This window comes from Streptomyces sp. 3MP-14 (assembly GCF_006334905.2).
GTDB classification, from domain to species: domain Bacteria; phylum Actinomycetota; class Actinomycetes; order Streptomycetales; family Streptomycetaceae; genus Streptomyces; species Streptomyces triticirhizae.
The window spans coordinates 231,315-256,320 of the sequence record NZ_VDLZ02000006.1 but is presented as its reverse complement, the minus strand read 5'-3'; the positions used below and the strand labels follow the sequence as shown (position 1 = coordinate 256,320).

Below are 25,006 nucleotides of genomic sequence, written 5' to 3'. Positions count from 1 at the left end.
GGCGCGCGGCGCGGTCCCGTGGCATGATCCGGTGCCAAGACCCCCTGGAACACGGGGACTTGGACGCGCCGGCGGAAGCGGAGGCGGCACTCGTGCATCCCCTCAACCCGCACCACCCCACCCGCGTCGGCCCCTACCGGCTGCTGGGCCGGCTGGGCGCCGGCGGGATGGGCGAGGTCTTCCTGGGGCGTTCGCCGGGCGGGCGGCTGGCGGCGGTCAAGCTGGTCCACGGCGAACTGGCGGCCGACGCGGAGTTCCGCCGCCGCTTCCGGCGGGAGATCGACGCGGCCCGCCGGGTCGGCGGCGGCTGGACCGCGCCGGTGCTGGACAGCGACCCCGACGCGGCCGTGCCCTGGGTCGCCACCGGCTATGTGCCGGGGCCCTCGCTGACCCAACTCCTGCGCGAGCACGGCCCGTTGCCCGAGGCCACGGTCTGGGGCCTCGCCCACGGGCTGGTCCGGGCGTTGGCCGACATCCACGGGAACGGGCTGATCCACCGGGATCTCAAGCCGTCCAACATCCTGATCACCCTGGAGGGGCCGAGGGTCATCGACTTCGGGATCGTGCGGGCGGTGGACGCCAGCAGCGCGACCCGCACCGGCTCCATGGTCGGCTCCCCCGGCTATATGGCGCCGGAACAGATCCGGGGCGAGGACGTCACCACGGCCGCCGACGTCTTCGCGCTGGGGGCCGTGCTCGCCCACGCCGCGACGGCCGTCCCGCCGTTCGCCCCCGACCAGCCCTCCCTCCACACGGTGCTCTACCGCGTGCTCCACGAACCGCCCGAACTCGGCCCCGAGACCGGCCCGTTGGCCGGACCGCTGCGCGCCCTGGCGCTGCGCTGCCTGGACAAGGAGCCGGCCCGCCGGCCGGACCTGCCCTGGCTGCTGCGCGCGGTCGAGGACCGGGTGCACGATCCGGAACTGTGGCTGCCGCCGCACCTCACCGCCCGCCTCGGGCGGGAGGCCGCCGCGCTGCTCTCCCTCGACGGGCCCCCGCCCACCCAGGTCGACCCGCCCCGCCCCGAACCCGCCACCCCGCCCACGCCGGACGCGCCGCCCCTGCCGGACGCGCCGCCCCCATCCGGCACGCCCACCGCGCCGTCGCACGAACCCGGCCGGGCGGGCCCGACGGCGCGCGGCCGGCGGCGCGCCCTGGCGCCGGCCGCCACCGCGACCGCGCTGCTGCTGGTCGCGGGCGTGGCCGTCTGGGCCGCGCTACGCCCCGACGGAGACGAACCGGCCGACGGCGAGGCCACGTACACGGCCGAGGAGGCGGGCGGCGCAGCGAACCCCGAGGCGCAGCTCCACGAACTGCTGCCCGAGGAGGTGCGGGAGGCCGGCGAACTCACGGTCGCCGCCGGCATCTATGCCGCGCCGCTCTCCTTCGAGGGGCCCGACGGCCAACCGCGCGGCGTCGAACCTGACCTGGCCGAGGCCATGGCCGAACTGCTGGGCGTGGACCTGGTGGTGGAGCCGATCCGCGAGTACAACGAGCTGGTCGGCCGGGTCGCGGCCAGCCACGACGCAGGCCCGGCGGTGATCGGCATGGGCTCCTTACGGGACACCGCCGAGCAACGGAGCGACACCGGCGGGGAGTTCGTCAACCACTACCGGGAGGGGCTTGTCCTGCTGGTGCCGCCCGGCGCGGAGGGCACCACGCTGGGTGATCTCTGCGGGGGCTCCGTGGCCACCTGGCCGGGCGACGACCTGCTGGGGGTGCTGGGCGAGGCCAACGAGGACTGCGGGGACCGGCCGTTCGCCGTCACCACCGGCGCGAGCGTGGCCGAGATGGAGCAGCGGATCGGGGCCGGCGAGACCGACGCCGCGTTCCTCCCCTACTCGGGCGCCCGTTGGTACCTGGACGAGAACCCCGACAGCTCGCTGACCCTGGCCTCCGCCGAGCAGATCGCCACGGCCCCGCACGGCATCCTGCTGCCCGGCGGGCAGCCGGAACTGAGCGACGCGCTGCGCGAAGCCGTCCAGACGCTGATCGACGACGGGACGTACGCGGAGATCCTCGACACCTGGAACATGGCGCCGCTCGCGCTCGACGAGGCCACGGTCAACGCCGGCGACTGAGCCTCCCCGTACCTCCCCGTTCGGTCACCGTGCCCCGGGAACCCGCCGGCCGCGCCACGTTCCTGAGCGTCCGGGCCGGGCGAGGCGGCCTGTGGGTGGTGCGAGACCGCCGCACGTGCAACCGACCGGGGCCCGCCGGAGTCCTATGCCCCGAGCGACGAGTCGTGTGCGAGCCGGCCGCTCGGCGAGAGCCGGGCCGAAGAGGAAGGGGGAGGCGGCGACGTGCAGCCCCTCGGCCCGGGTCAACCGTCACGTGTGGGCCCCTACCGGCTGTTGGGCCGGCTGGGCGCCGGCGGCATGGGGGAGGTCTATCTCGGCCGCTCGCCCAGCGGGCGCACGGCGGCGGTCAAGCTGGTCCACGCCCACCTGGCGGCCGACGCGGAGTTCCGCCGCCGGTTCCGGCGGGAGATCGACGCGGCCCGCCGGGTCAGCGGCGCCTGGACCGCGCCCGTGCTGGACAGCGACACCGACTCGGCCGTGCCCTGGGTCGCCACCGGCTATGTGCCCGGGCCCTCGCTCTCCGACGTGGTGGGCGCCCACGGCCCGCTGCCCGAGGCCACCGTGTGGGTCCTCGCCCACGGCCTGGCCCAGGCGTTGGCCGACATCCACGGCAACGGGCTGATCCACCGCGACCTCAAGCCGTCCAACATCCTGATCACCCTGGACGGGCCCAAGGTGATCGACTTCGGCATCGCCCACGCCGTGGACGCCAGCCGCGCGACCCGCACCGGCTCCATGGTCGGCTCCCCCGGCTATATGGCGCCGGAACAGATCCGGGGCGAGGCCATCACCACCGCCGCCGACGTCTTCGCCCTCGGCGCGGTCCTCGCCTATGCCGCGACGGCCGTCCCGCCGTTCGCCCCCGACCAGCCCTCCCTCCACACCGTGCTCTATCGCGTCCTCCACGAACCGCCCGAACTCGGCCCCGAGACCGGCCCGTTGACCGGACCGCTGCGCACCCTGGCCGCGTCGAGCCTGGACAAGGAGCCGGCCCGCCGGCCGGACCTGCCCGCGATCCTGGCGACGGTCTCCGGGCACGCCGGCACCTCCGAGCTGTGGCTGCCGCCCCAGCTCACCGCCCAACTCGGCCGGGACGCCGCACGGCTGCTCTCCCTCGACGGCCCACAGCCGACCCAGACCGGCGGCCCCGCGCCGGCCCCGGCCTGGGCCGGCCCGCCGTCAAGCCCCGGCCAACCGACCACCGTCGGCGGCCCGTTGGGCCCGCTGCCCACCGCGCCCGCGCCGCCCCCGCCGCCCGACCGCCGGTGGCGCACCGCGCTGATCGCCGGCGCGGCCGCGCTGGCCGTGGTCGCCGGCGCCGTGCTGATCGCCAACCTCCCCTCGGACGAGGAGAAGCCGCCCGGCGCCGGCAGCGGGAACGAGCCCACCGAGGAGACCTCGGACCCGGGCGAGCCCGAGGGCCAGTCCGGCACCGACGGCCTGCCCGTCGAAGACGAGACCGCCGGCAGCGGCGACGACGGCGGCGGGCAGCCCGACCCCGGCGCGCCGCTCTTCGACCAACTTCCCGAGGACGTCCAGCGGTCGGGCCGCCTCGACGTCAGGGCCGGCACCTATGCCGCGCCGCTGATGTTCGTCGAGTCGGGCAACGAGACGGCCGGCCTCGAACACGACCTGGCGCTGGAGATCGGCGAACGCCTCGGCGTGCGGGTCGACTTCTCACCCGTCCCCGACTACGAGGCGCTGCTGAACTCGATGACCGTCGCCGGCGCGGCCGGACAGTACGGCCAGTTCGCCGTGGGCGGCCTCCAGGACACCCCCGCGATCCGGGAGACCCAGAACCTGTCCTTCGTCAACCACCTCCGGGAGGGCTTCGTCCTGCTGGTCCCCCAGGACTCCGGCGTCCGCGGCTTCGCCGACGTGTGCGGCGAGAACGTGGTCACCTGGGAGTCCGAGCAGCTGCGGGAGATCGTCCGGCAGGAGAGCGACACCTGCGGTCGGGACTCCATCGAGCTGGAGACCGCGATGACCATGGAGGAGATGGCCGCCATGGTCGACAACGACGAGGTCGCCGGGATCGTCGTTCCCTACTCGGGGGCCGTCGACTATCTGGCCGAGAACCCGGGCAGCGGCCTGTGGGCCACCGAGGAGCAGATCGCCGTCACCCCACGGGGCATCGCCGTCCACGAGGGCAACGAGCAGCTGTGCGACGCGCTCCAGGCCGCCGTCCAGTCCATGATCGACGACGGCACCTACCAGGAGCTGCTCGACGCGTGGCAACTGCCGGCCCTGGCCGTGGAGTCGGCCACCGTCAACCTCGGCTGAGCGACCGACGCCGTGGGCTTCCGGGGCGGCGCCCCGGAAACCCACGGCCCCCCGGCCGGAACGCCGGCCCCGAGGGCCGTCAGCGCAGCGCCTCGTCGAGCAGCTCGGCTATCTCCGGCAGCTCCCGCGACAGCTCGGCTCGTCCCTCGTCCCACTGCTCCTGCGTCAACTCCTCGGGCAGCCCCTCCGGCAACTGCTCCGGCAGCTCGCCCGGCAGCTCCTCGGGCGTCACCTGCGGCAGGTCCCCCAACAGCCCGCCGGACAGCAGCCCGCCCAGCGGCTCGTTCGGGTCGGCCTCCAGGATCTCCGCGTCGGCCGGCGGCGAGAACTGGAACGCGCCACCGGCCGGCGCCGCGAAGTCGACCTGGGTGAAGGCGACCTCGATCGTCTGCCCGCCGGCCGCCTCGCCGCGCACCGCCAGCGGCACCCCCGTCTCGGCGTCCACCGAGACCCGGGCGAGGGCCAGCGGGCTGTTCGCGTCCGTCGGCTCGATCGTCAGCTGGTACACGTCGCGCCCCGCGACCCGGCCCGTGCCGTCCACGGCGATGTCCGCGTCCCGCTCCGCCTCGGTCAACAGCCGCTCGGCGGCCTCCTGCGGCGTGAGGTCCCCCAGCCACGCCTCGGCGTCCCCGTGCTCCTGCCCCTCCCGCGCGCCCTCCGCCTCGGCCAACTCCGCGAGATCCGCCCGGAAGACCACGTTCTCCGCGCTGTCGTAGGCCCAGAGCTGATCGCCGTTGTGGATCACGGCGAACTCCTCCGACCCGTCGACCAGGGTCAGCCGCTGCCGGTCGGGGCCGTCCATCGCCACCCGCAGGGTGCTCTCGCCGGTGGCCAGCCCGGCCAGCCGGCCGGCCGGCCCCTCCAGGCCGTCCAGCACGCCCTCGGCGACCCCGCCCAGGTCCGGCACGCCCAGGTCGGACTCCACCCGCACCGTCCCCGAGAGCTGGGCGGTCTCCGACTCGGCGACCAGCACCACCAGCTCCTCCGCCGTCACCTCCGGCAGATCGGGGCTGCCGTCGCTGGCGAGTGCCGGCCAGACGCCCACGCCGATCGCCGCGACTCCGGCCGTGACGGCCACGGGAAGTCCCGCCCGCCTGATGTTCCTGTGCAAACCCATCGGATGCCCCTCCACTCGCCTTCTGGCTGTCTCCATTGCAACAGCTCGGCGGCAGCGGGGCATCCGCCCACGGGCTGCATCTCCTGTACGACCACAGGACGACTCGGGGTGTCCCGGCTGGCCAATCTTCCCTAGGGGGAATCAGCCTCCGGTCTAAGGGCTCTCCCGGGGCCCTCAGACCTCAGGCTACCTACCGTGGTCTAACGCGTACGGTCAGCCACCGAGGTGCACAGGTCGAGCAGGGCGGACTTCGCCGGCCCGTCCGGCAGCGGCTCCAGGGCCTGCCCGGCCCGCTCGGCGAAGGACCGCGCGTCCCTCCTGGCCAGGTCGAGCGCCCGGTGGGCGCGCAGCCCCGCCAGCGCCTCCGCCAGCCGACCGTCGTCCGTCAGGTCCCCGGCCAGCAGCTCGGCCAGCTCGCGGTCGGCGGCCAGGCCCTCCCTGGCGACCAACTCCCGCAGCCGCAGCACCGGCAGGGTCGCCACCCCCTCCCGCAGGTCGGTCCCCGGGGTCTTGCCCGACTCCCGCCCGTCGCTGGCGATGTCGAGCACGTCGTCGGCCAACTGGAAGGCCACGCCGATCAGCTCGCCATACCGCGCCAGCACGTTGATCGTCGCCTCGGAGGCCCCCGACATCAGGGCGCCCATCCGGCCGGCGACCGCGATCAGCGAGCCCGTCTTCCCCGCGACCACCTCCAGGTGGTGGGCGATCGGGTCCTCCCCAGGGCGCGGCCCCTGGGTCTCCTGGATCTGCCCGGTGACCAGGCGCTCGAACGCCTCGGCCTGCACCCGCACGGCGGCCGTCCCCAGCTCCGCCACTATCGTCGAGGCGCGGGAGAAGAGGAAGTCACCGGTGAGGACGGCCACCGAGTTGTCCCAACGCGCGTTGACACTGGGCACACCCCGCCTGACCTCGGCCTCGTCCATGATGTCGTCGTGGTAGAGGGTGGCCAGATGGGTCAGCTCCACCACCACGGCCGAGGGCACCACGCCGGGGGCGTGGGCATCCCCGAACCGCGCGGCCAACAGCACCAGCAGCGGGCGGAAACGCTTCCCGCCGGCCCGAACGAGGTGTTGCGCGGCCTCCGTTATCAAGGGGACGTCACTCTTGGTGGCCTCGACCAGCCCCGCCTCGACGGCGGAAAGCCCCGCCTGGACCTCGGCCTCGAGGGCCGGGTCCCGCACGCTCACCCCGAAGGGCCCCACGACGGTCACGAGCGCTCTCCCCTGATCTTTCGATGGGTTGTTCCAGGCAGCGTATCCGGTCGCAAGTCGATCACTTCCAGGACGTACCGCTGCCGCGCGGGAGCGGCGTGACTAGCATGGGAACCATGTCGTCCGACTCGGCGTTGTTTGGAATCGACAACCTCCCCTACGGCGTGTTCAGCCCACGGGACGCCCCCGACGAGCGGCGGGTCGGGGTCCGCCTCGGCGACCGGGTGCTGGACGCGGGGGCCGCCGCCCGCGCCCTCGGATCGCCGCACGCCGATCCGCTCTCCGCGCCCTCGCTGGACGCGCTGCTGGCCGCCGGCCGCCCCGTGTGGCGGGCCGTCCGCGCCGAGCTGCGCTCCTGGCTCGGCGACCCGGCCCACCGCGAGCGCGTGGCGCCGCTGCTGCGCCCGCTCGACACGGTCACGCTCCGGCTGCCGTTCACCGTCGCCGACTACGTCGACTTCTACTCCAGCGAGCACCACGCGCGGAACGTCGGCGAGATCTTCCGGCCGGGCGGCGCCGCGCTGACGCCCAACTGGAAGCATCTGCCGATCGGTTACCACGGCCGGGCCGGCTCGGTGCGGGTCTCCGGCTCGCCCGTGCCGCGCCCGCTGGGGCAGCGCCGCCCGGCCGAGGGCTCGGCGACGCCCGGCTTCGGGCCAACCCAGCGGCTCGACATCGAGGCCGAGGTCGGCTTCGTGGTGGGCACCGGCTCCACGCCGGGCCGCCCGGTGCCGCTGTCCGCGCTGCGCGAGCACGTCTTCGGGGTCTGCCTGCTCAACGACTGGTCGGCGCGCGACATCCAGGCGTGGGAGTACGTGCCGCTCGGCCCGTTCCTCGGCAAGTCGTTCGCCACCTCGATCTCCGCCTGGATCACGCCACTTGACGCCCTGGACGCCGCCTGGACCGCGCCGCCGCCGCGCGACGTGCCGCCGCTCCCCTACCTCGACGACGCCTCGGCCCCGCCCGGCGCGCTCGATCTGCGGCTGACCGTGCTGATCAACGACCACCCCGTGGCCCACCCGCCGTTCGCGACGATGTACTGGACCGCGGCGCAACAGCTGGCCCACCTCACGATCAACGGCGCCCACCTGCGGACCGGGGACCTCTTCGCCTCCGGCACCGTCTCGGGCGCCGCGCCCGAGGAGCGCGGCTGCCTCCTCGAACTCACCTGGAACGGCGAACGTCCGCTGCGGCTGCCGGACGGTGAGCGGGCGTTCCTCGCCGACGGGGACCGGGTCACGCTCACCGCCTGGGCGCCGGGCCCCGGCGGGCAGCGGATCGGCCTGGGCGAGGTCAGCGGCACGGTGGAGCCGACGCCCGCCTGACCGGATCGCGATGGTCGCGGAGCGCTGCGGGAGCGTTCGCGATCGACTCGTGTCCGACTCGTGCGCAAGGTCTCGGCCAGGCGCCGTCCATGAAATAGGACCGTAACAGTGGTCAATACCCCTCTTCCGGACGGCTAATCTGCCCTGAACACGCTCAACTTTGAGGGGAAACAGATGCGTAGCTCGATACGTCTCGCCGTGCCCGCCGTTGCGGCGGCCATGCTGCTGCTCGGTGCGTGCGGCGGCGACGACGAAGACGGCGAAGGCGGCGCCCTGGGGATCGGGGAGCAGCCGGAGGAGGAGCAGCAGCCGGAGGGCGAGGCGGAGACCGGCGGCGAGGAGGGCGGCGACGCCGGCGCCGAGGGCGGTGCCGCGCCGACCGCCGAGGAGCTGGAGGGCATGTGGTCGACGGGCCTTGAGGACGCCGACGCCGTGCTGACCTTCACCTCGGGCAGCGTCACCTTCATGGAGAGCACCGGCGCCGACATGTCCGGGGCCTACTGCCTGGGCACGGTCTCCGGGGCCTCCATGTCGCTGGAGTGCGACAACGGCAGCACCGACTGGAGCGAGGGCACGCTGGCGCTCAATGGCTCGGAGCTGAACGTCACCTGGGCCTCCGGCACCAGCGAGACCTACACCTCGCTCTCCGACATCTCCGGCCTGGAGGACATGCCCGACCTGGGCGACCTGGGCGGGCTCGGCGAGGAGGAGCTGGCCGAACTGGAGGACCTGGAGCAGGAGCTGGAGGACCTCGGCTACTGACGCCCTCCGGCGCACCCGACGCCCGAGGGCCGGGCCCGCCCCCGAGGGCGGGCCCCCGGAGGCACCCTCGGGTCCCAACGCCACGACGCCCCCGCGACCGCCGGTACGGAACGCTTCCGTACCCGTGGGCGCGGGGGCGTCTACGCTGAACGCAGAAGCCGGCGGACGCCCCGTCCCACCGGCCGTCAGACCAACCTTCCACGGCGAGTTGGGGGAGACAGATGCGCGGAACGCGGAGTACCAGGGGAGTCCTGCCACGCCTCGCGGCGCCGGGCGCGGCGGTCGCCGCCGTGCTGCTGCTCGGCGCCTGCGGGGGCGGCGGGGACGCCGGCGCCCTCCTCGACCAGGAGCGCGAGCAGGACCAACAGGACCAACAGGGCCAGCAGGACGGAGACGCCGACGCCCAACGCGAGGTCTCGCCCGAGGAGTTGAACGGCCTCTGGAGCACGGGCACGGAGACCGGCGACAGCGTGCTGGTCATCGACGCCGGCAGCGCGATGTTCGCCACGGGCGCCGAGTCCGAGGCCCCCACCTTCTGCATGGGCGCGATCAGCGGCGCCGCGCTGACCCTGGAGTGCCAGGACGGCTCGTCCGAGTGGACCGAGGCGACGCTGGCGCCGGAGAGCGGCGACCTCCAGGTCGCCTGGGCCTCCGGCACCGAGGAGACCTACGCCCCCGTGACGGACGTGTCGGACCTGGGAATGCTGTCGGAACTCTCCCAACTCCCCGGACTCCCCGGGCTGCCCGACCCCTCCGAGATCCCCGGCCTGGAGGAGCTGCCCGACCTCTCCGAGCTGCTGCCGGAGTTGCCCGAGGACGGCGAGCTGCCCGAGCTGCCCGGGGACGCCGGCCAGGACGACTCGCTGGACCTCTGAGCGGACCTCCGAGCCCAACTCCCCGGACGCCGAACGGCCCGGCCCCCGCACGAGGCGGGGCCGGGCCGTTCTCCGTCGAGCCGGGCGGCGCGGCGCGGCGCCGGCGGCGTCAGTGCACGAACACCCCCGCCTGGCCGGCCAGGTCCAGGAAGTACTGCGGGGCGACGCCCAGCACGATGGTGACCACGGCCGCCAGCCCGACGACCGTGCTGGTGAACGGGCTGGGGATGACCACCGAAGGGCCGTCCGCCTTGGGCTCGCTGAAGAACATCAGCACGATCACCCGGACGTAGAAGAACGCGGCGATCGCCGACGCCAGCACGCCGACCACCACCAGGCCCATGGCCCCGGCGTCGGCCGCCGCCCGGAACACGGCGAACTTGCCGGCGAAGCCCGAGGTCAGCGGGATGCCGGCGAAGGCCAGCAGGAACAGCGCGAAGACCGAGGCCAGCAGCGGCGAACGCCGCCCGAGCCCCGCCCACTTGGACAGGTGCGTCGCCTCGCCGCCCGAGTCCCGCACCAGCGTCACCACGGCGAACGCGCCCAGCGTGACGAAGGAGTAGGCCCCCAGGTAGAAGAGGACCGAGGACACCCCGTCCTCCGTCACCGCCACCACGCCGGCCAGGATGAACCCGGCGTGCGCGATGGAGGAGTAGGCCAGCAGCCGCTTGACGTCGGTCTGGGTGATCGCGACGATCGCGCCGCCCACCATCGAGGCGATGGTCACGCCCCACAGCACCGGCTCCCAGTCCCACCGCAGGCCGGGCAGCACCACATAGAGCAGCCGCAGCAGCGCGCCGAACGCGGCGACCTTGGTGGCCGCCGCCATGAAGCCGGTGACCGGCGTCGGCGCGCCCTGGTAGACGTCCGGCGTCCACATGTGGAACGGCACGGCGCCCACCTTGAACAGCAGGCCCATCACCAGCATGGCCCCGCCGATCAGCAGCAGCGCGTCGTTGCCCATGGTGCCGGCCAACCCGGGCTCGATGGCGCCCGGTTCGCCGCTGACCACCTCGGCGATGCCGGAGTAGGAGACGGTGCCCGCGTAGCCGTAGAGCAGCGCCACGCCGAAGAGCAGGAACGCCGAGGCGAACGCGCCCAGCAGGAAGTACTTGACGGCCGCCTCCTGGGAGAGCAGCCGCCGCCTGCGGGCCATCGCGCACAGCAGGTAGAGCGGCAGCGACAGCACCTCAAGGGCGATGAACAGCACCAACAGGTCGTTGGCCGCCGGGAAGAGCAGCATCCCGCCGACCGCGAAGAGCAGCAGCGGGAAGATCTCCGTGGTGGTCCAGCCCGCCCTGACCGCCTCCTTCTCCGCCGGGCCGCCCGGCACGGCGGCCGGCGCGGCGGCGAAGGAGTCCACCGAGGCGCCGTGCAGCGCCGGCTCCAGGCGCCGTTCGGCGAACAGGAACACGGACACCAGGCCGACCAGGGTGATCACGCCCTGGAGGAACAGCGCCGGTCCGTCGACCGCCAGCGCGCCCATGCCGGCGACCTGCGCCTCGCTGCTCGCGTGCCCGCCGGCCGCGAGGCCGACGACGGCCGCGAACGCGCCGGCCAACGCCAGGGTGGAGACGGCCACTTCCGCGTAGTACCGCTGCTTACGAGGCAGGAACGCCTCGATCAGCACGCCAAGGATGGCGGCGCCGAACACGATCAGGCTCGGCGAGAGCGCGACCCATTCGATGTCCGGGGCCTGCAAGTCGTTCACGGTGCGGCCTCCACTGCGGGCAGTTCAGGTTCGGGGTCCGACTGGTCCACGTCCGAGAGCGTGTGCTCGACCGCCGGGTTGACGATGTCGGTGAGCGGCTGCGGGTAGACGCCGAGGAAGATCAGCAGCGCGATCAGCGGGGCCACCACCGTCAGCTCCCGCGCCCTCAGGTCCGGCAGCTTCTCCAGGCCCGGCTTGAGCGGCCCGGTCATGGTGCGCTGGTAGAGGATCAGCACATACAGCGCCGCCAGCACGATGCCGGCGCAGGCCACGATCCCGGCCGCCTTGTAGCGGCTGAACGTGCCGACCAGCACCAGGAACTCGCTGACGAACGGGCCGAGCCCCGGCAGCGACAGCGTCGCCAGGCCGCCGACCAGGAACGTGCCGGCCAGCACCGGCGCGGTCTTCTGCACGCCGCCGTAGTCGCTGATCAGGCGCGAGCCGCGCCGGGCGATCAGGAAGCCGGCGACCAGCATCAACGCGGCCGTCGCGACGCCGTGGTTGACCATGTACAGCGTCGCGCCGCCCTGGCCCTGGCTGGTCATGGCGAAGATGCCCAGCACGATGAAGCCGAAGTGGCTGATCGACGCGTAGGCGATCAGCCGCTTGATGTCCCGCTGGCCCAGCGCCAGCAGCGCGCCGTAGATGATGCTGACCAGCGCGAGGACGATCACCACCGGCGTCGCCCACTCGCTGGCCTCGGGGAAGAGGCCCAGGCAGAAGCGGAGCATCGCGAAGGTGCCGACCTTGTCCACCACGGCGGTGATCAGCACGGCGACCGGCGCGGTCGACTCGCCCATCGCGTTGGGCAGCCAGGTGTGCAGCGGCCACAGCGGCGCCTTGATCGCGAAGGCGACGAAGAAGCCGAGGAACAGCCAGCGTTCGGTGGCCGTCCCGAAGTCCAGCTCGCCGGCGGACCGCGCCTCCAGGATCGCCTGCAACGAGAAGGTGCCCTCGGGCAGCTGGTCGGCCGTGGCGACATAGAGCCCGATCACGGCGGCCAGCATCACCAGGCCGCCGACCAGGTTGTACAGCAGGAACTTGACGGCGGCGTAGGACCGTTGCCGCGCCTGCCCCTCCTCGGTGTCCTGCTCGCCGGCGCGGTCCCCGAAGCCCCCGATGAGGAAGTACATCGGGATGAGCATGGCCTCGAAGAAGATGTAGAAGAGGAAGATGTCGGTCGCGGCGAACGACAGGATGACCATCGCCTCGACCATCAGGATCAGCGCGAAGAAGCCCTGGGTGGGCCGCCACCGCCGGGTCGCCGGCGCCTCCCCTTCCCTGGGGTCCGCGTCGTGCCAGCCGGCGCCGATCAGGAACGGGATCAGCACGGCGGTCAGCGCGATCATCGCCACGCCGATGCCGTCCACGCCCAGCTCGTAGCGGACCCCGAAGTCCTCGATCCAGGACCTGGACTCCGTCAGCTGGTAGCGGTCGGCGCCCGAGCCGGTGTCGAACCGCAGCAGCACGGCGGCCGCGAAGCCGACCGTCGCCAACGAGAACAGCAGCGCCAGCCACTTGGCCACGGTGCGCCGCGCCGCCGGAACGGCCGCCGTGGCGACGGCTCCGATGGCCGGCGTCAGGGCCGTGGCCGTCAGCAGGGGAAATGACATGTCAGACCGCCCTCATCAGCAGGGTCGCGGCGACCAGCACGGCCGCGCCGCCGAACATCGAGACCGCGTAGGAGCGCGCGAACCCGTTCTGGACCCGCCGCAGCCGGCCGGACAGCCCGCCGACGGAGGCCGCCGTGCCGTTCACCACGCCGTCCACCAGCTTGTGGTCGAGGTAGACCAGGCCACGGGTGAGGTAGTTGCCCGGCCTGACCAGCACCGCGTGGTTGAAGTCGTCCTGGAGCAGGTCGCGTCGGGCGGCGCGGGTGATCCACCGGCCGCTCGGCGCCACCACCGGCACCGGCCGGCGCCCGTACTGCCACCAGGCGCCGACGACGCCCAGCAGCATCACGCCGGTCGCGGCGAGCGCGACCGTGCCGTGGCTGACCGGGGAGTCCCCGTGGCCGAGGCCGGTGACCGGCTCCAGCCAGTGGACGAACCGCTCGCCCGAGTCGAAGAAGAAGCCGGCGCCGACCGAGCCCACCGCCAGCACCATCATCGGGATGGTCATGGACAGCGGCGACTCGTGCGGGTGCGGCTCGTGCCCGTGGGCGTCCGGCTGCCAGCGCTTCTCGCCGAAGAACGTCAGCAGCATGATCCGCGTCATGTAGTAGGCGGTGAGCGCCGCGCCCAGCAGCATCACCCCGCCCAGAATCCAGCCCTCGGTGCCGCCCTGGCTGAACCCGGCGTAGATGATCTCGTCCTTGGAGAAGTAGCCGGACAGGTAGGGGAAGCCGATGATCGCCAGATAGGCGAGGCCGAACGTGACGAACGTGATCGGCATGTACTTCCGCAGGCCGCCGTAACGGCGCATGTCCACCTCGTCGTTCATGCCGTGCATGACCGAGCCGGCGCCGAGGAAGAGCCCCGCCTTGAAGAAGCCGTGGGTGACCAGGTGCATGATCGCGAAGACATAGCCGATCGGTCCGAGCCCGGCGGCCAGCATCATGTAGCCGATCTGCGACATGGTCGAGCCGGCCAGCGCCTTCTTGATGTCGTCCTTGGCGCAACCGACGATCGCACCGAAGAGCAGCGTCACCGCGCCGACGACGATCACCACGGTCTGCGCGTCGGGCGCCGCGTTGAAGATCGCCCCGGAGCGGGTGATCAGGTACACGCCCGCGGTCACCATGGTCGCGGCGTGGATCAGCGCGGAGACCGGGGTCGGGCCCTCCATCGCGTCGCCCAGCCAGGACTGGAGCGGCACCTGGGCCGACTTGCCGCAGGCCGCGAGCAGCAGCATCAGGCCGATCGCGGTGAGGGTGCCCTCGCCGGTCTCGTTCGCGTTGGCCAGCACCGGCTCGAAGGCGAAGGTGCCGAACGTGGTGAACATCAGCAGGATCGCGATGGACAGGCCCACGTCGCCGACCCGGTTGACCACGAACGCCTTCTTGGCCGCCGTCGCCGCGCTCGGCTTGTGCTGCCAGAACCCGATCAGCAGGAAAGAGGCCAGGCCCACGCCCTCCCAACCCACGTAGAGCAGGAGGTAGTTGTCGGCCAGCACCAGCAGCAGCATCGCCGCGAGGAACAGGTTGAGATAGGCGAAGAACCGCCGCCGGCGCGGGTCGTGCGCCATGTAGCCGATCGAGTAGAGGTGGATCAGGGTGCCCACGCTCGTGATCAGCAACACGAAGGTCATCGACAGCTGGTCCAGCCGGAACGCGACGTCCGCCTGGAGGTCGGCCACCGGAATCCAGCTGAACAGGTGCTGGTGCAGGGCGCGTTGCTCGCCCTCGCGGCCCAGCATGTCGAGGAACAGCGTGACGGCGAGGACGAGGGAGACGGCGGCGAGCGCCGTCGCCAGCCAGTGGCCCGTCCTCTCCAGGAGGCGCCCGCCCACCAGGAGCACGGCGGCGCCGAGGAGCGGCGCGCCGACGAGCAGTCCGATCATTGACTCCACTGGTACCTGTCCCCTTACAGCTTCATCAGACTGGCGTCGTCAACCGAGGCCGAGTGGCGGGAGCGGTAGACCGTGACGATGATCGCCAGCCCGACGACGACCTCGGCCGCCGCCACCACCATCACGAAGAAGGCGAGGATCTGGCCGTCGAGGTTGCCGTGCATCCGGGAGAAGGTGACCAGCGCCAGGTTGGCCGCGTTGAGCATCAGCTCCACGCACATGAACACCACGATCGCGTTCCGCCGCAGCAGCACGCCGCAGGCGCCCAGGGTGAAGAGCAGCGCCGAGAGATAGAGGTAGTTCTCCGGGTTCACTTCCTGGCCTCCTCGGCGTCCGTGGCGGCGACTCCCTCGTCGGCGGCACCGGCGGCGTCGGCCGAACCCTTGGCGAGGCCCTTGCCGTTGACCCCGTTCGCGCCGTTGCCGTTCGCACCGTTGCCGTTGCCGTTCGCGCCGTTGGTCCCGTGGCCGGCGGGGACGCCGGGGTTCTCCGGGCGGCCGTGGTGGCGGTTGGCGCGCTGCTCCAGCGCGCGGACGGCGTTGAGCGCGTCCCGGTGCACCTCACGCATCTGACCCCGCGCGCGGAGCGTGGGGTTGACGGTCAGGTCGGACGGGCTGCCGTCGGGCAACAGGCCGGGCAGGTCGACTGCGTTGTGCCGGGCGTAGACGCCGGGCGCCGGCAGCGGCGGCAGGTGCTTGTTCTCGCGGACCCGCGCCTCGGCCTGCTCGCGCTGCGACTTGGCGCGCTCCAGCCGCTCCCGGTGGGTGAGCAGCGTGGCGCCGACGGCCGCGATGGTCAGCAGCACGCCGGTGACCTCGAACGCCACCACGTAGCGGGTGAACAGCAGCGAGGCCAGGCCCTGGACGTTGCCGTCCGCGTTGGCCTGGCCGAGCCCGGTGAACGAGCCGGTCGACGCCTGCCCGATGCCGGAGACCAGCAGCAGGCCAAGTCCCAGGCCGCAGGCGGCGGCCAACCACTGCTGGCCCTTGAGCGTCTCCTTGAGCGAGTCGGTCGAGGAGACCCCGACCAGCATCAGCACGAAGAGGAAGAGCATCATCACGGCGCCGGTGTAGACGACGATCTGCACCATGCCGAGGAAGTAGGCGCCGTTGGACAGATAGAACAGCGCCAGGATCACCATCGTGCCGGCCAGGCAGAGCGCGGAGTAGACCGCGCGCCGCATCAGCACGGTGCCCAGGCCGCCGAGCAGCGCCAGCGGCCCCAACACCCAGAACTGCGCCGCCTCCCCGGTGGAGGTGGAGGTCTCGGCGGCCAGCGACGCGAGCGCGCTCATGCCCGCACCTCCGTCGTGCCCGCGTCGGGCCCGGCGGCCGGGTCGGTCAGCCGGGAGGCCGCCGCCAGCGCGTCGTCCGCCTCGCGGCCCTCGGGCGTCTCGCCCTTGGAGTAGGCGACCTGCCGGACCGTGCCGGGCGCGGCGCCCGTGACCTCGCCCCGGTAGTACGACTGCTCGTCGGTGCCCGGGTACATCGCGTGCGGCGCCTCGACCATGCCGTCCCGCAGGCCGGCCAGCAGCTCCTCCTTGGTGTAGATCAGGGAGGCGCGGCTGCGGTCGGCCAACTCGTACTCGTTGGTCATGGTCAACGCGCGGGTGGGGCACGCCTCGACGCACAGCCCGCAGAGGATGCAGCGCAGATAGTTGATCTGGTAGACGCGGCCGTAGCGCTCGCCCGGGGAGTAGCGCTCCTCCTCGGTGTTGTCCGCGCCCTCCACATAGATGGCGTCGGCGGGACAGGCCCAGGCGCACAGCTCGCAGCCGATGCACTTCTCCAGCCCGTCCGGGTGGCGGTTGAGCTGGTGACGGCCGTGGAAGCGGGGCGCGGTCGGCTTCTTCTCCTCCGGGTACTGCTCCGTCAGCCGCTTCTTGAACATGGCCTTGAAGGTCACGCCGAAGCCGGCCACGGGATTCTGGAACTCAGGCATCGTCGCCCTCCTTTCCTTCGGTCGTGATGGCCGCCTTCTCCTCGGCGCCGTCCTCCTGGGAGCGCCGGGCCCGCGAGGGGCGGCGGGGCACCGGCGGCAGGGTCTGCCCCGGCAGCGGTGGCACGGGGTAGCCGCCGGCCATCGGGTCGAACGGCTCCTCGGGCTCGTCGGCCCGCGCGGCCTCCTCGCGCTGGTCGGAGCGGTCCCGCAGGAAGTCGACGACCAGCGAGACCAGCAGCAGTGCCAACACGCCGCCGGCCACCCACATCACGACGTCCTGGAAGTCGTAGCCCTCGTTCTGCATCGCGCGCACGGTGGCGACCAGCATCAGCCAGACCAGCGCGATGGGGATGAGGACCTTCCAGCCGAGCACCATGAACTGGTCGTAGCGGACCCGGGGCAGCGAGGCCCTGATCCAGATGAAGAAGAAGATGACCGCGACCAGCTTCACGGTGAACCAGAGCATCGGCCACCAGCCGGAGTTGGCGCCCTCCCAGAAGCTCAGCGGCGCCGGTGCGCGCCAGCCGCCCAGGAAGAGCGTCACCATCAGGGCGGAGACGGTCACCGTGTGGATGTACTCGGACATCATGAAGAAGGCGAACTTGATGGACGAGTACTCGGTGAGGTACCCGCCGACCAGGTCGCCCTCGGACTCCGGCATGTCGAACGGCGGGCGGTGCGCCTCGCCGACCATCGCGACCATGTAGATCAGGAACGACACCGGCAGCAGCACCATGAACCAGCGGTCCTCCTGCGCCGCGACGATGCCCGAGGTGGACATGGAGCCGGAGTAGAGGAAGACGGCGGCGAAGCTGAGGCCCATGGCGACCTCGTAGGAGATGATCTGCGCCGTGGCCCGCACGCCGCCCAGCAGCGGGTACGTCGAGTTCGACGACCAGCCGGCGAGCACCGTGCCGTAGACGGCGATGGCCGCCGTGGCCAGCACGTAGAGCAACGCGACCGGCAGGTCGGTGAGTTGGAGCACCGTCTCGGTGCCGAAGATGCTCACCGGGTCGTCGGCCGGGCCGAAGGGGATCACCGCGATGGCCATCAGCGCCGGGATGGTGGCCAGCATGGGCGCCAGAACGTAGAGCACCTTGTCGGCGCCCTTGACGATGATGTCCTCCTTGAACATCAGCTTGACGCCGTCGGCCAACGACTGGAGCATCCCCCAGGGGCCGGCGCGGTTGGGGCCGATGCGCAGCTGCATCCAGCCGAGCACCTTGCGCTCCATCACGATGCTGATCAGCACGGTGCCCAGCAGAAACGCGAAGCAGAAGACGGCCTTGATCAGGATCAGCCAGAACGGGTCCTGCCCGAACATGGACAGGTCGGTCTCCTCGGCGAGGCCCTGGGCCAGGGTCTCCGCACGCATCACGCGTTCACCTCCTCGGTGGCCGGGGAAGCGGCCGAGCTAGGGGCGGCGACCCGGACCAGCTCGCCCGGTCGGGCGCCCAGGTCCTGGTAGGCGCCGCCGCCAACGGAGTTGAGCGGCAGCCAGACCACGCGGTCGGGCAGCTCCTCGGTGACCCGCAGCGGCAGGGTCACCGTGCCGGCGGGGCCGGTGACGGCGAGCCGGTCGCCGGGCGCGACGCCGGCCTCGGCGGCGGTGGCCGGGGAGAGCCTGGCCTCGGCGGCGTGCCGGGTGGCGGCGAGGGCGTCGTCGCCCTGCTGCATCAGGCCCTGGTCCAGCAGGAGTCGGTGCCCGGCGAGGACGGCCTCGCCGGCCTCGGGCCTGGGCAGCTCGGTCGGGGTGGCCGTGGGCCCGAGCGGCAGGGCGCCCCGCCACTCCCCCAGCCCGTCCAACTCGGCGCGCAGCGTGGGCAGGTCGGGCAGGCCCAGGTGCACGTCGAGCGCGTCGGCCAACATCTGGAGGGCGCGGGCGTCCGGCAGGGTCTGGCGCCTGGTCATCTGGTCGGGCTTGATGGCGGCGGCGAACGGCCGGGCGCGGCCCTCCCAGTTGAGGAACGTGCCGTCCTTCTCGACGACGGCGGAGACCGGCAGCACCACGTGGGCCCGTTCGGTCACCTCCGAGGGGCGCTGCTCCAGGCTGAGCAGGAAGCCGCCCTCGGCGACCGTGTCCAGCGCGGCGCGGGCGGCGGCCGGGTCCGGCAGGTCGGCGACCTCGACGCCGGCGACCACCAGGGCGGCCAACTCGCCGGCGGCGGCCGCCGCCAGGATGCCGGCGGTGTCGCGGCCGGCCCGCTCGGGCAGCGCCCGAACGCCCCAGGCGGCGGCGATCTCGGCCCTGGCCTCGGCGTCCGACTCGGGCCTGCCGCCGGGCAGCAGCCCGGGCAGCGCGCCCGCCTCGATCGCGCCGCGCTCGCCGGCGCGGCGCGGAATCCACACCAGGCGGGCGCCGGTCGCAGCGGCGGCGGCCACGGCCGCCGTGTAGCCGCCGGCGACCCCGGCGAGCCGTTCGCCGACCACGATCAGCGCGCCGTCGGCGCGCAGCGCCTCGGCGGCGGCCCGGCCCTCGGCGCCCAGCGCCGGGTCCGAACCGGCCAGCGCGTCCAGCCAGTCGGGCTCGGTGCCGGGCGCGGCCGGCAGCAGGGTGCCGTTGGTCTTGGCCAGGCCACGGGTGATGTGACTGGCGATGGAGAAGATCTGCTGGCCGCGCTTGCGGTGCGCCTTGCGCAGCCGCAGGAAGACGCCGGGCGCCTCCTCCTCGGACTCGAAACCGACGAGCAGCACGGCCGGCGCCGCCTCCAGCGAGGCGTAGTCGACGCCGGCGCCGTCGAGGTCGACGCCGTGGCCGGCGACCTGGCTGGCCAGGAACGCGGCCTCCTCGGCGCTGTGCACCCGGGCGCGGAAGTCGATGTCGTTGGTGGCCAGCGCGACCCGCGCGAACTTGGCGTAGGCGTAGGTGTCCTCGACCGTCAGCCGGCCGCCGGTGAGCACGGCGGCCCGCTCCCGGGCGCCGGCCAGCCCGGCGGCGGCGGCGCGCAGCGCCTCCGGCCAGGAGGCGGGGGCGAGTTCGCCGGTCTCGGCGTTCCGCACCAGCGGGGTGGTGAGCCGGTCGGGGCGCTGGGCGTAGCGGAAGGCGAAGCGGCCCTTGTCGCAGATCCACTCCTCGTTGACCTGCGGGTCGTCGGCGGCCAGCCGGCGCATGACCTTGCCGCGCCGGTGGTCGGTGCGGGTGGCGCAGCCGCCGGCGCAGTGCTCGCAGACGCTGGGCGAGGAGACCAGGTCGAACGGGCGGGAGCGGAAGCGGTAGGCGGCCGAGGTCAGCGCGCCGACCGGGCAGATCTGGATGGTGTTGCCGGAGAAGTACGACTCGAACGGGTCGCCCTCGCCGGTGCCGACCTGCTGGAGGGCGCCGCGTTCCAGGAGTTCGATCATCGGGTCGCCGGCGACCTGGTTGGAGAAGCGGGTGCAGCGGGCGCACAGCACGCAGCGTTCGCGGTCCAGGAGCACCTGGGCGGAGATCGGGACCGGCTTGGCGAAGGTGCGCTTGACCCCGTCGAAGCGGCTCTCCGGGTCGCCCGTCGACATCGCCTGGTTCTGGAGGGGGCACTCGCCGCCCTTGTCGCAGACCGGACAGTCGAGCGGGTGGTTGATCAGCAGCAGCTCCATCACGCCGCGCTGGGCCTTCTCGGCGACCTGCGAGGTGAGTTGGGTGCGGACCACCATGCCCTCGGTGCAGGTGATGGTGCACGAGGCCATCGGCTTGCGTTGGCCCTCGACCTCGACGATGCACTGCCGGCAGGCGCCGGCCGGGTCCAGCAGCGGGTGGTCGCAGAACCGGGGGATCTCGATGCCGAGTTGCTCGGCCGCCCTGATGACCAGGGTGCCCTTGGGCACGGAGATCTCGATGCCGTCGATGGTCAGGGTGACCAGATCGGTCGCGGGCGGCTTGGCTGCCTGCCCACCACCGCTCTTGGCGTCGGTGGTGACCGTCATGCGTTCACCTCCTGGGGGGTTGCGCTGTCCGACCAGGCGGTGGACTTGGCGGGGTCGAAGGGGCAGCCGCGCTCGGTGATGTGCTGTTCGTACTCGGCGCGGAAGTACTTGAGCGAGGAGAAGATCGGGCTGGCCGCGCCGTCGCCGAGGGCGCAGAACGACTTGCCGTTGATGTTGTCGGCGATGTCCGCGATCTTGTCCAGGTCGCTGAGCAGGGCCTTGCCTGCCTCGATGTCGCGCATCAGCTGGACCAGCCAGTAGGTGCCCTCGCGGCAGGGGGTGCACTTGCCGCAGGACTCGTGCGCGTAGAACTCGGTCCAGCGGGTGACGGCGCGGACCACGCAGGTGGTCTCGTCGAAGCACTGGAGGGCCTTGGTGCCCAGCATGGAGCCGGCGGCGCCGACGCCCTCGTAGTCCAGCGGGACGTCGAGGTGTTCGTCGGTCAGCAGCGGCGTCGATGAGCCGCCGGGCGTCCAGAACTTGAGCCGGTGGCCGGGGCGCATCCCGCCGCTGAGCTGGAGCAGTTCGCGCAGGGTGATGCCGAGCGGTGCCTCGTACTGGCCGGGCCTGGCGACGTGCCCGGAGAGCGAGTAGAGCGTGAAGCCGGGGGACTTCTCGCTGCCCATCGAGCGGAACCAGTCCTTGCCCTGGTCGATGATGGCGGGAACCGAGGCGATGGACTCGACGTTGTTCACCACGGTGGGGCAGGCGTAGAGGCCCGCCACGGCGGGGAAGGGAGGACGCAGCCTGGGCTGTCCGCGACGGCCCTCCAGGGAGTCCAGCAGCGCGGTCTCCTCGCCGCAGATGTAGGCGCCGGCGCCCGCGTGCACGGTGATCTCCAGGTCACCGCCCTCGCCGAGCGCGCCCTTGCCCAGGTAGCCGGCGGCGTGCGCCTCGGCCACGGCCGACTGGAGCCGGCGCAGCACGGGCACGACCTCGCCCCGCAGGTAGATGAAGGCGTGGTTGGAGCGGATCGCGTGGCAGGCGATGATGATGCCCTCGATGAGGGAGTGCGGGTTGGCGTAGAGCAGCGGGATGTCCTTGCAGGTCCCGGGCTCGGACTCGTCCGCGTTGACGACCAGGTAGTGCGGCTTGTTGTCGCCCTGCGGGATGAACTGCCACTTCATCCCGGTCGGGAAGCCGGCGCCGCCCCGGCCGCGCAGCCCCGCCTCCTTCACATAGGCGATGACGTCGTCGGGGGCCATCGCCAGCGCCTTGCCCAGGCCCCGGTAGCCGCCGTGCTCCCGGTAGACCTCCAGGGTCCAGGAGTTGGGCTGGTCCCAGAACGCGGAGAGCACCGGGGACAGCAGCTTCTGCGGGCTCGTCTGCTGGACGTCGTCGGAGGTCACGGTCATCACTCACCCTCCTCGGCGGTGGGCCCTGCGGGGTGTTCCGGGTCCGAGGCCGAAGTCTGCTGGGGGGCGTCATGGGAGCTGGGGTGGCTGGCCGGCTCCTCCTGGTCGGGCACGTCAGGGTGCCGGGGGGAGACGACGGAGCGCGGGCCCTCCTCGCCCTTGGCGAGCTTGAGGCCCGCCAGGGATGCCGGCCCGGCGCTGCCGCCGGCGGCGACCGCGCCGGGCCGCTCGTCGGGGAAGCCGGCGAGGATGCGGGCGGTGCGCTTGAAGTCGCAGAGCGGGGCGCCCCGGGTCGGGGCGACCTCCTCGCCGGCGCGCAGCCGGTCGACGAGGCGCTTGGCGGACTCGACGGTCTGGTTGTCGAAGAACTCCCAGTTGACCATGAGCACCGGCGCGAAGTCGCAGGCCGCGTTGCACTCGATGTGCTCCAGCGTGACCTTGCCGTCCTCGGTGGTCTCGCCGTTGCCGACGCCGAGGTGCTCCTGGAGCGCCTCGAAGATGGCGTCGCCGCCGAGCACCGCGCAGAGCGTGTTGGTGCAGACGCCGACCTGGTAGTCGCCGGAGGGCCGGCGCCGGTACATCGAGTAGAAGGTGGCGACGGCCGTGACCTCGGCCGTGGTCAGCCCGAGCACGTCGGCGCAGAACCGCATCCCGGTGGGCGTGACATAGCCCTCCTCGGACTGCACCAGGTGCAGCAGCGGCAGCAGCGCGGAGCGGCTGTCCGGGTAGCGGGCGACGACCTGGGCGGCGTCGGCCTCCAGCCGGGCGCGGACGTCGTCCGGGTAGGCGGGCGCGGGGAGTTGGGGCATCCCCAGCGGCACCCCGTGGCCCTCAGCGGTGGCGGTCATCGGTCAACGCCTCCCATCACGGGGTCGATGGACGCCACCGCGACGATGACGTCGGCGACCATGCCGCCCTCGCACATCGCCGCCATGGACTGGAGGTTGGTGAAGGACGGGTCGCGGAAGTGCACGCGGTAGGGGCGGGTGCCGCCGTCGGAGACCATGTGCACGCCCAGCTCGCCCTTGGCGGACTCGACCGCCGTGTAGACCTGGCCGGCCGGGACCCGGAAGCCCTCGGTGACCAGCTTGAAGTGGTGGATCAGGGCCTCCATGGAGGTGCCCATGATGTTCTTGATGTGGTCCAGCGAGTTGCCCAGGCCGTCGGGGCCCAGGGCGAGTTGGGCCGGCCAGGCGATCTTCTTGTCGGCGACCATCACCGGGCCCGGCTCCAGCCGGTCGATGCACTGCTCGACGATCCGCAGCGACTGGCGCATCTCCTCCAGGCGCAGCAGGAACCGGCCGTAGGAGTCGCAGGTGTCGGTGGTGGGGACCTCGAAGTCGTAGTTCTCGTAGCCGCAGTACGGGTCGGACTTGCGCAGGTCGTGCGGCAGTCCGGCGGAGCGCAGGATGGGGCCGGTGGCGCCGAGCGCCAGCGCGCCGGCGAGGTCGAGGTAACCGACGTCCTTCAGGCGGGCCTTGAAGACGGGGTTGCCGGTACAGAGCTTGTCGTACTCCGGCAGGTTCTTCCGCATGGTCTTCACGAACTCGCGCAGCGCGTCCACCGCGCCGGGCGGCAGGTCCTGGGCGAGGCCGCCGGGGCGGATGTAGGCGTGGTTCATCCGCAGGCCGGTGATCAGCTCGAAGATGTCCAGGCACAGCTCGCGGTCGCGGAAGCCGTAGATCATCACGGTGGTGGCGCCCAGCTCCATGCCGCCGGTGGCGATCGCCACGAAGTGCGAGGAGAGGCGGTTCAGTTCCATCAGGAGCACCCTGATGACGCTGGCCCGGTCCGGGACGTCGTCGGTGATGCCGAGCAGCTTCTCCACGCCCAGGCAGTACGCCGCCTCGTTGAAGAACGGCGTGAGGTAGTCCATGCGCGTGACGAAGGTGGGGCCCTGGGACCAGGTGCGGTACTCCAGGTTCTTCTCGATCCCGGTGTGCAGGTACCCGATGCCGGCGCGCGCCTCGGTGACCGTCTCGCCGTCGATCTCCAGGATCAGCCGCAACACCCCGTGTGTGGACGGGTGTTGGGGGCCCATGTTGACGACGATCCGCTCGTCGTCGGCGGACTCGACGGCGGCGGCGAACTCGTCCCAGTCGCCGCCGGTGACGGTGTAGACCGTGCCTTCGGTGGTCTCCCTGGCCTCGGCGGGCCGGGTGGCGTGTGTGGTCATCAGCTGTACGACCTCCGCTGGTCGGGTGCCGGGATCTGGGCGCCCTTGTACTCGACGGGGATGCCGCCGAGCGGGTAGTCCTTGCGCTGCGGGAAGCCCTGCCAGTCGTCGGGCATCATGATCCGGGTGAGCGCCGGGTGCCCGTCGAAGACGAGCCCGAAGAAGTCGTACGCCTCGCGCTCGTGCCAGTCGTTGGTCGGGTAGGTCTCGACGACCGACGGCAGGTGGGGGTCGCTGTCGGGCACGCTGACCTCCAGGCGGATCAGCCGCCCGTGGGTCAACGACCGCAGGTGGTACACCGCGTGCAGCTCGCGGCCGCTGTCCTCGGGGTTGTGCACGGCGCTCACGCCGGTGCACAGCTCGAAGCGGAGCGCCGGGTCGTCGCGGAGGGTGCGGCAGACCACCGGCAGGTGCTCGCGGGCGATGTGGAAGGTGACCTCGCCGCGGTCCACCACCGTCTTCTCGACGGCCGCCTCGGGGTCGACGCCCTGCTCCTCCAGCGCGCCCTCCAACTCGTCGGCCACCTCGTCGAAGTAGCCGCCGTAGGGACGCTGGCTGGCGCCCGGCATCCGGACGGTCCTGGCGAGTCCGCCGTAACCGCTGGTGTCCCCGCCGTTGTTGGCGCCGAACATGCCGCGCCGGCGCGCGATGGGCTCGCCCTCGCCCCGGGGCGCGGGGACGCCGCTTGTGCTCGTGTTCTCGTTCACGTTCGCGTTCTCGTCCTCGTTCACGCGTCGGTTCGCGTCGCCCTGGGCG

At 72.5% G+C, this 25,006-nt stretch carries 19 protein-coding genes; 5 read left to right on the top strand and 14 right to left on the bottom strand.

Annotated features, from left to right (window positions below):
• The first annotated feature begins 92 nt into the window (after positions 1 to 92).
• Complete coding sequence (locus tag FH609_RS11985) at positions 93 to 2,081, top strand: serine/threonine-protein kinase (protein WP_226961586.1); 1,989 nt, start codon at positions 93 to 95, stop codon at positions 2,079 to 2,081.
• A gap of 222 nt (positions 2,082 to 2,303) precedes the next feature.
• Positions 2,304 to 4,364 carry a serine/threonine-protein kinase gene (locus tag FH609_RS11980; RefSeq protein ID WP_139667194.1) on the top strand — a complete coding sequence of 687 codons (2,061 nt, stop codon included), beginning with the start codon at positions 2,304 to 2,306 and terminating at the stop codon, positions 4,362 to 4,364.
• Between the two features lie 79 nt (positions 4,365 to 4,443).
• On the opposite strand, the gene FH609_RS11975 is transcribed toward FH609_RS11980, so the two are convergent.
• Positions 4,444 to 5,481, bottom strand: a complete 1,038-nt coding sequence (locus tag FH609_RS11975) for a LolA family protein (protein WP_139667195.1) — start codon at positions 5,479 to 5,481, stop codon at positions 4,444 to 4,446.
• Positions 5,482 to 5,681: 200 nt separating this feature from the next.
• Positions 5,682 to 6,692: a polyprenyl synthetase family protein gene (locus FH609_RS11970; RefSeq protein WP_139667196.1), complete on the bottom strand. Its 1,011-nt coding sequence runs from the start codon at positions 6,690 to 6,692 to the stop codon at positions 5,682 to 5,684.
• 116 nt (positions 6,693 to 6,808) lie between these two features.
• On the opposite strand from FH609_RS11970, the gene fahA reads away from it, so the two are divergent.
• From fahA to FH609_RS11955, 3 genes are all read left to right on the top strand, one after another.
• A complete protein-coding gene (gene fahA, locus FH609_RS11965) occupies positions 6,809 to 8,017 on the top strand; it encodes a fumarylacetoacetase (protein ID WP_226961585.1) in 1,209 nt (402 codons plus the stop codon).
• Between the two features lie 174 nt (positions 8,018 to 8,191).
• A complete protein-coding gene (locus FH609_RS31050) occupies positions 8,192 to 8,779 on the top strand; it encodes a hypothetical protein (RefSeq protein ID WP_193317858.1) in 588 nt (195 codons plus the stop codon).
• 221 nt (positions 8,780 to 9,000) lie between these two features.
• Positions 9,001 to 9,654, top strand: a complete 654-nt coding sequence (locus FH609_RS11955) for a hypothetical protein (protein WP_139667197.1) — start codon at positions 9,001 to 9,003, stop codon at positions 9,652 to 9,654.
• A 109-nt stretch (positions 9,655 to 9,763) separates the two neighbouring features.
• Here the strand turns inward: FH609_RS11955 and nuoN are convergent, their stop codons facing one another.
• The 12 genes from nuoN to FH609_RS11895 are packed head-to-tail and all read right to left on the bottom strand — an operon-like array spanning position 9,764 to position 24,957.
• Positions 9,764 to 11,365 carry an NADH-quinone oxidoreductase subunit NuoN gene (gene nuoN / locus FH609_RS11950; protein ID WP_139667198.1) on the bottom strand — a complete coding sequence of 534 codons (1,602 nt, stop codon included), beginning with the start codon at positions 11,363 to 11,365 and terminating at the stop codon, positions 9,764 to 9,766.
• Complete coding sequence (locus FH609_RS11945; RefSeq protein WP_139667199.1) at positions 11,362 to 12,978, bottom strand: NADH-quinone oxidoreductase subunit M; 1,617 nt, start codon at positions 12,976 to 12,978, stop codon at positions 11,362 to 11,364. Before FH609_RS11945 ends, nuoN begins: the two co-directional genes overlap by 4 nt.
• Before the next feature lies 1 nt (position 12,979).
• Positions 12,980 to 14,875 (bottom strand): NADH-quinone oxidoreductase subunit L, encoded by a 1,896-nt coding sequence (nuoL, locus tag FH609_RS11940; protein WP_139667200.1) that lies wholly within the window; start codon positions 14,873 to 14,875, stop codon positions 12,980 to 12,982.
• Between the two features lie 14 nt (positions 14,876 to 14,889).
• Positions 14,890 to 15,189 (bottom strand): NADH-quinone oxidoreductase subunit NuoK, encoded by a 300-nt coding sequence (gene nuoK, locus FH609_RS11935; RefSeq protein WP_122185449.1) that lies wholly within the window; start codon positions 15,187 to 15,189, stop codon positions 14,890 to 14,892.
• Positions 15,186 to 16,169, bottom strand: a complete 984-nt coding sequence (locus FH609_RS11930) for an NADH-quinone oxidoreductase subunit J (RefSeq protein ID WP_139667201.1) — start codon at positions 16,167 to 16,169, stop codon at positions 15,186 to 15,188. The genes nuoK and FH609_RS11930 overlap by 4 nt, the downstream gene beginning before the upstream one ends.
• Positions 16,166 to 16,816: an NADH-quinone oxidoreductase subunit NuoI gene (gene nuoI, locus FH609_RS11925; protein WP_139667202.1), complete on the bottom strand. Its 651-nt coding sequence runs from the start codon at positions 16,814 to 16,816 to the stop codon at positions 16,166 to 16,168. Before nuoI ends, FH609_RS11930 begins: the two co-directional genes overlap by 4 nt.
• Positions 16,809 to 18,191, bottom strand: coding sequence for an NADH-quinone oxidoreductase subunit NuoH (gene nuoH / locus FH609_RS11920; protein WP_139667203.1), 1,383 nt, complete (start codon positions 18,189 to 18,191; stop codon positions 16,809 to 16,811). The genes nuoI and nuoH overlap by 8 nt, the downstream gene beginning before the upstream one ends.
• Complete coding sequence (locus FH609_RS11915) at positions 18,191 to 20,719, bottom strand: NADH-quinone oxidoreductase subunit G (protein WP_139667204.1); 2,529 nt, start codon at positions 20,717 to 20,719, stop codon at positions 18,191 to 18,193. Before FH609_RS11915 ends, nuoH begins: the two co-directional genes overlap by 1 nt.
• Positions 20,716 to 22,074, bottom strand: coding sequence for an NADH-quinone oxidoreductase subunit NuoF (nuoF, locus tag FH609_RS11910; protein WP_139667205.1), 1,359 nt, complete (start codon positions 22,072 to 22,074; stop codon positions 20,716 to 20,718). The genes FH609_RS11915 and nuoF overlap by 4 nt, the downstream gene beginning before the upstream one ends.
• Positions 22,074 to 22,922: an NADH-quinone oxidoreductase subunit NuoE gene (nuoE, locus tag FH609_RS11905; RefSeq protein WP_139667206.1), complete on the bottom strand. Its 849-nt coding sequence runs from the start codon at positions 22,920 to 22,922 to the stop codon at positions 22,074 to 22,076. The genes nuoF and nuoE overlap by 1 nt, the downstream gene beginning before the upstream one ends.
• Complete coding sequence (locus FH609_RS11900) at positions 22,919 to 24,253, bottom strand: NADH-quinone oxidoreductase subunit D (protein WP_405378912.1); 1,335 nt, start codon at positions 24,251 to 24,253, stop codon at positions 22,919 to 22,921. The genes nuoE and FH609_RS11900 overlap by 4 nt, the downstream gene beginning before the upstream one ends.
• Complete coding sequence (locus tag FH609_RS11895; protein WP_264372759.1) at positions 24,250 to 24,957, bottom strand: NADH-quinone oxidoreductase subunit C; 708 nt, start codon at positions 24,955 to 24,957, stop codon at positions 24,250 to 24,252. The genes FH609_RS11900 and FH609_RS11895 overlap by 4 nt, the downstream gene beginning before the upstream one ends.
• Positions 24,958 to 25,006 lie beyond the last annotated feature (49 nt).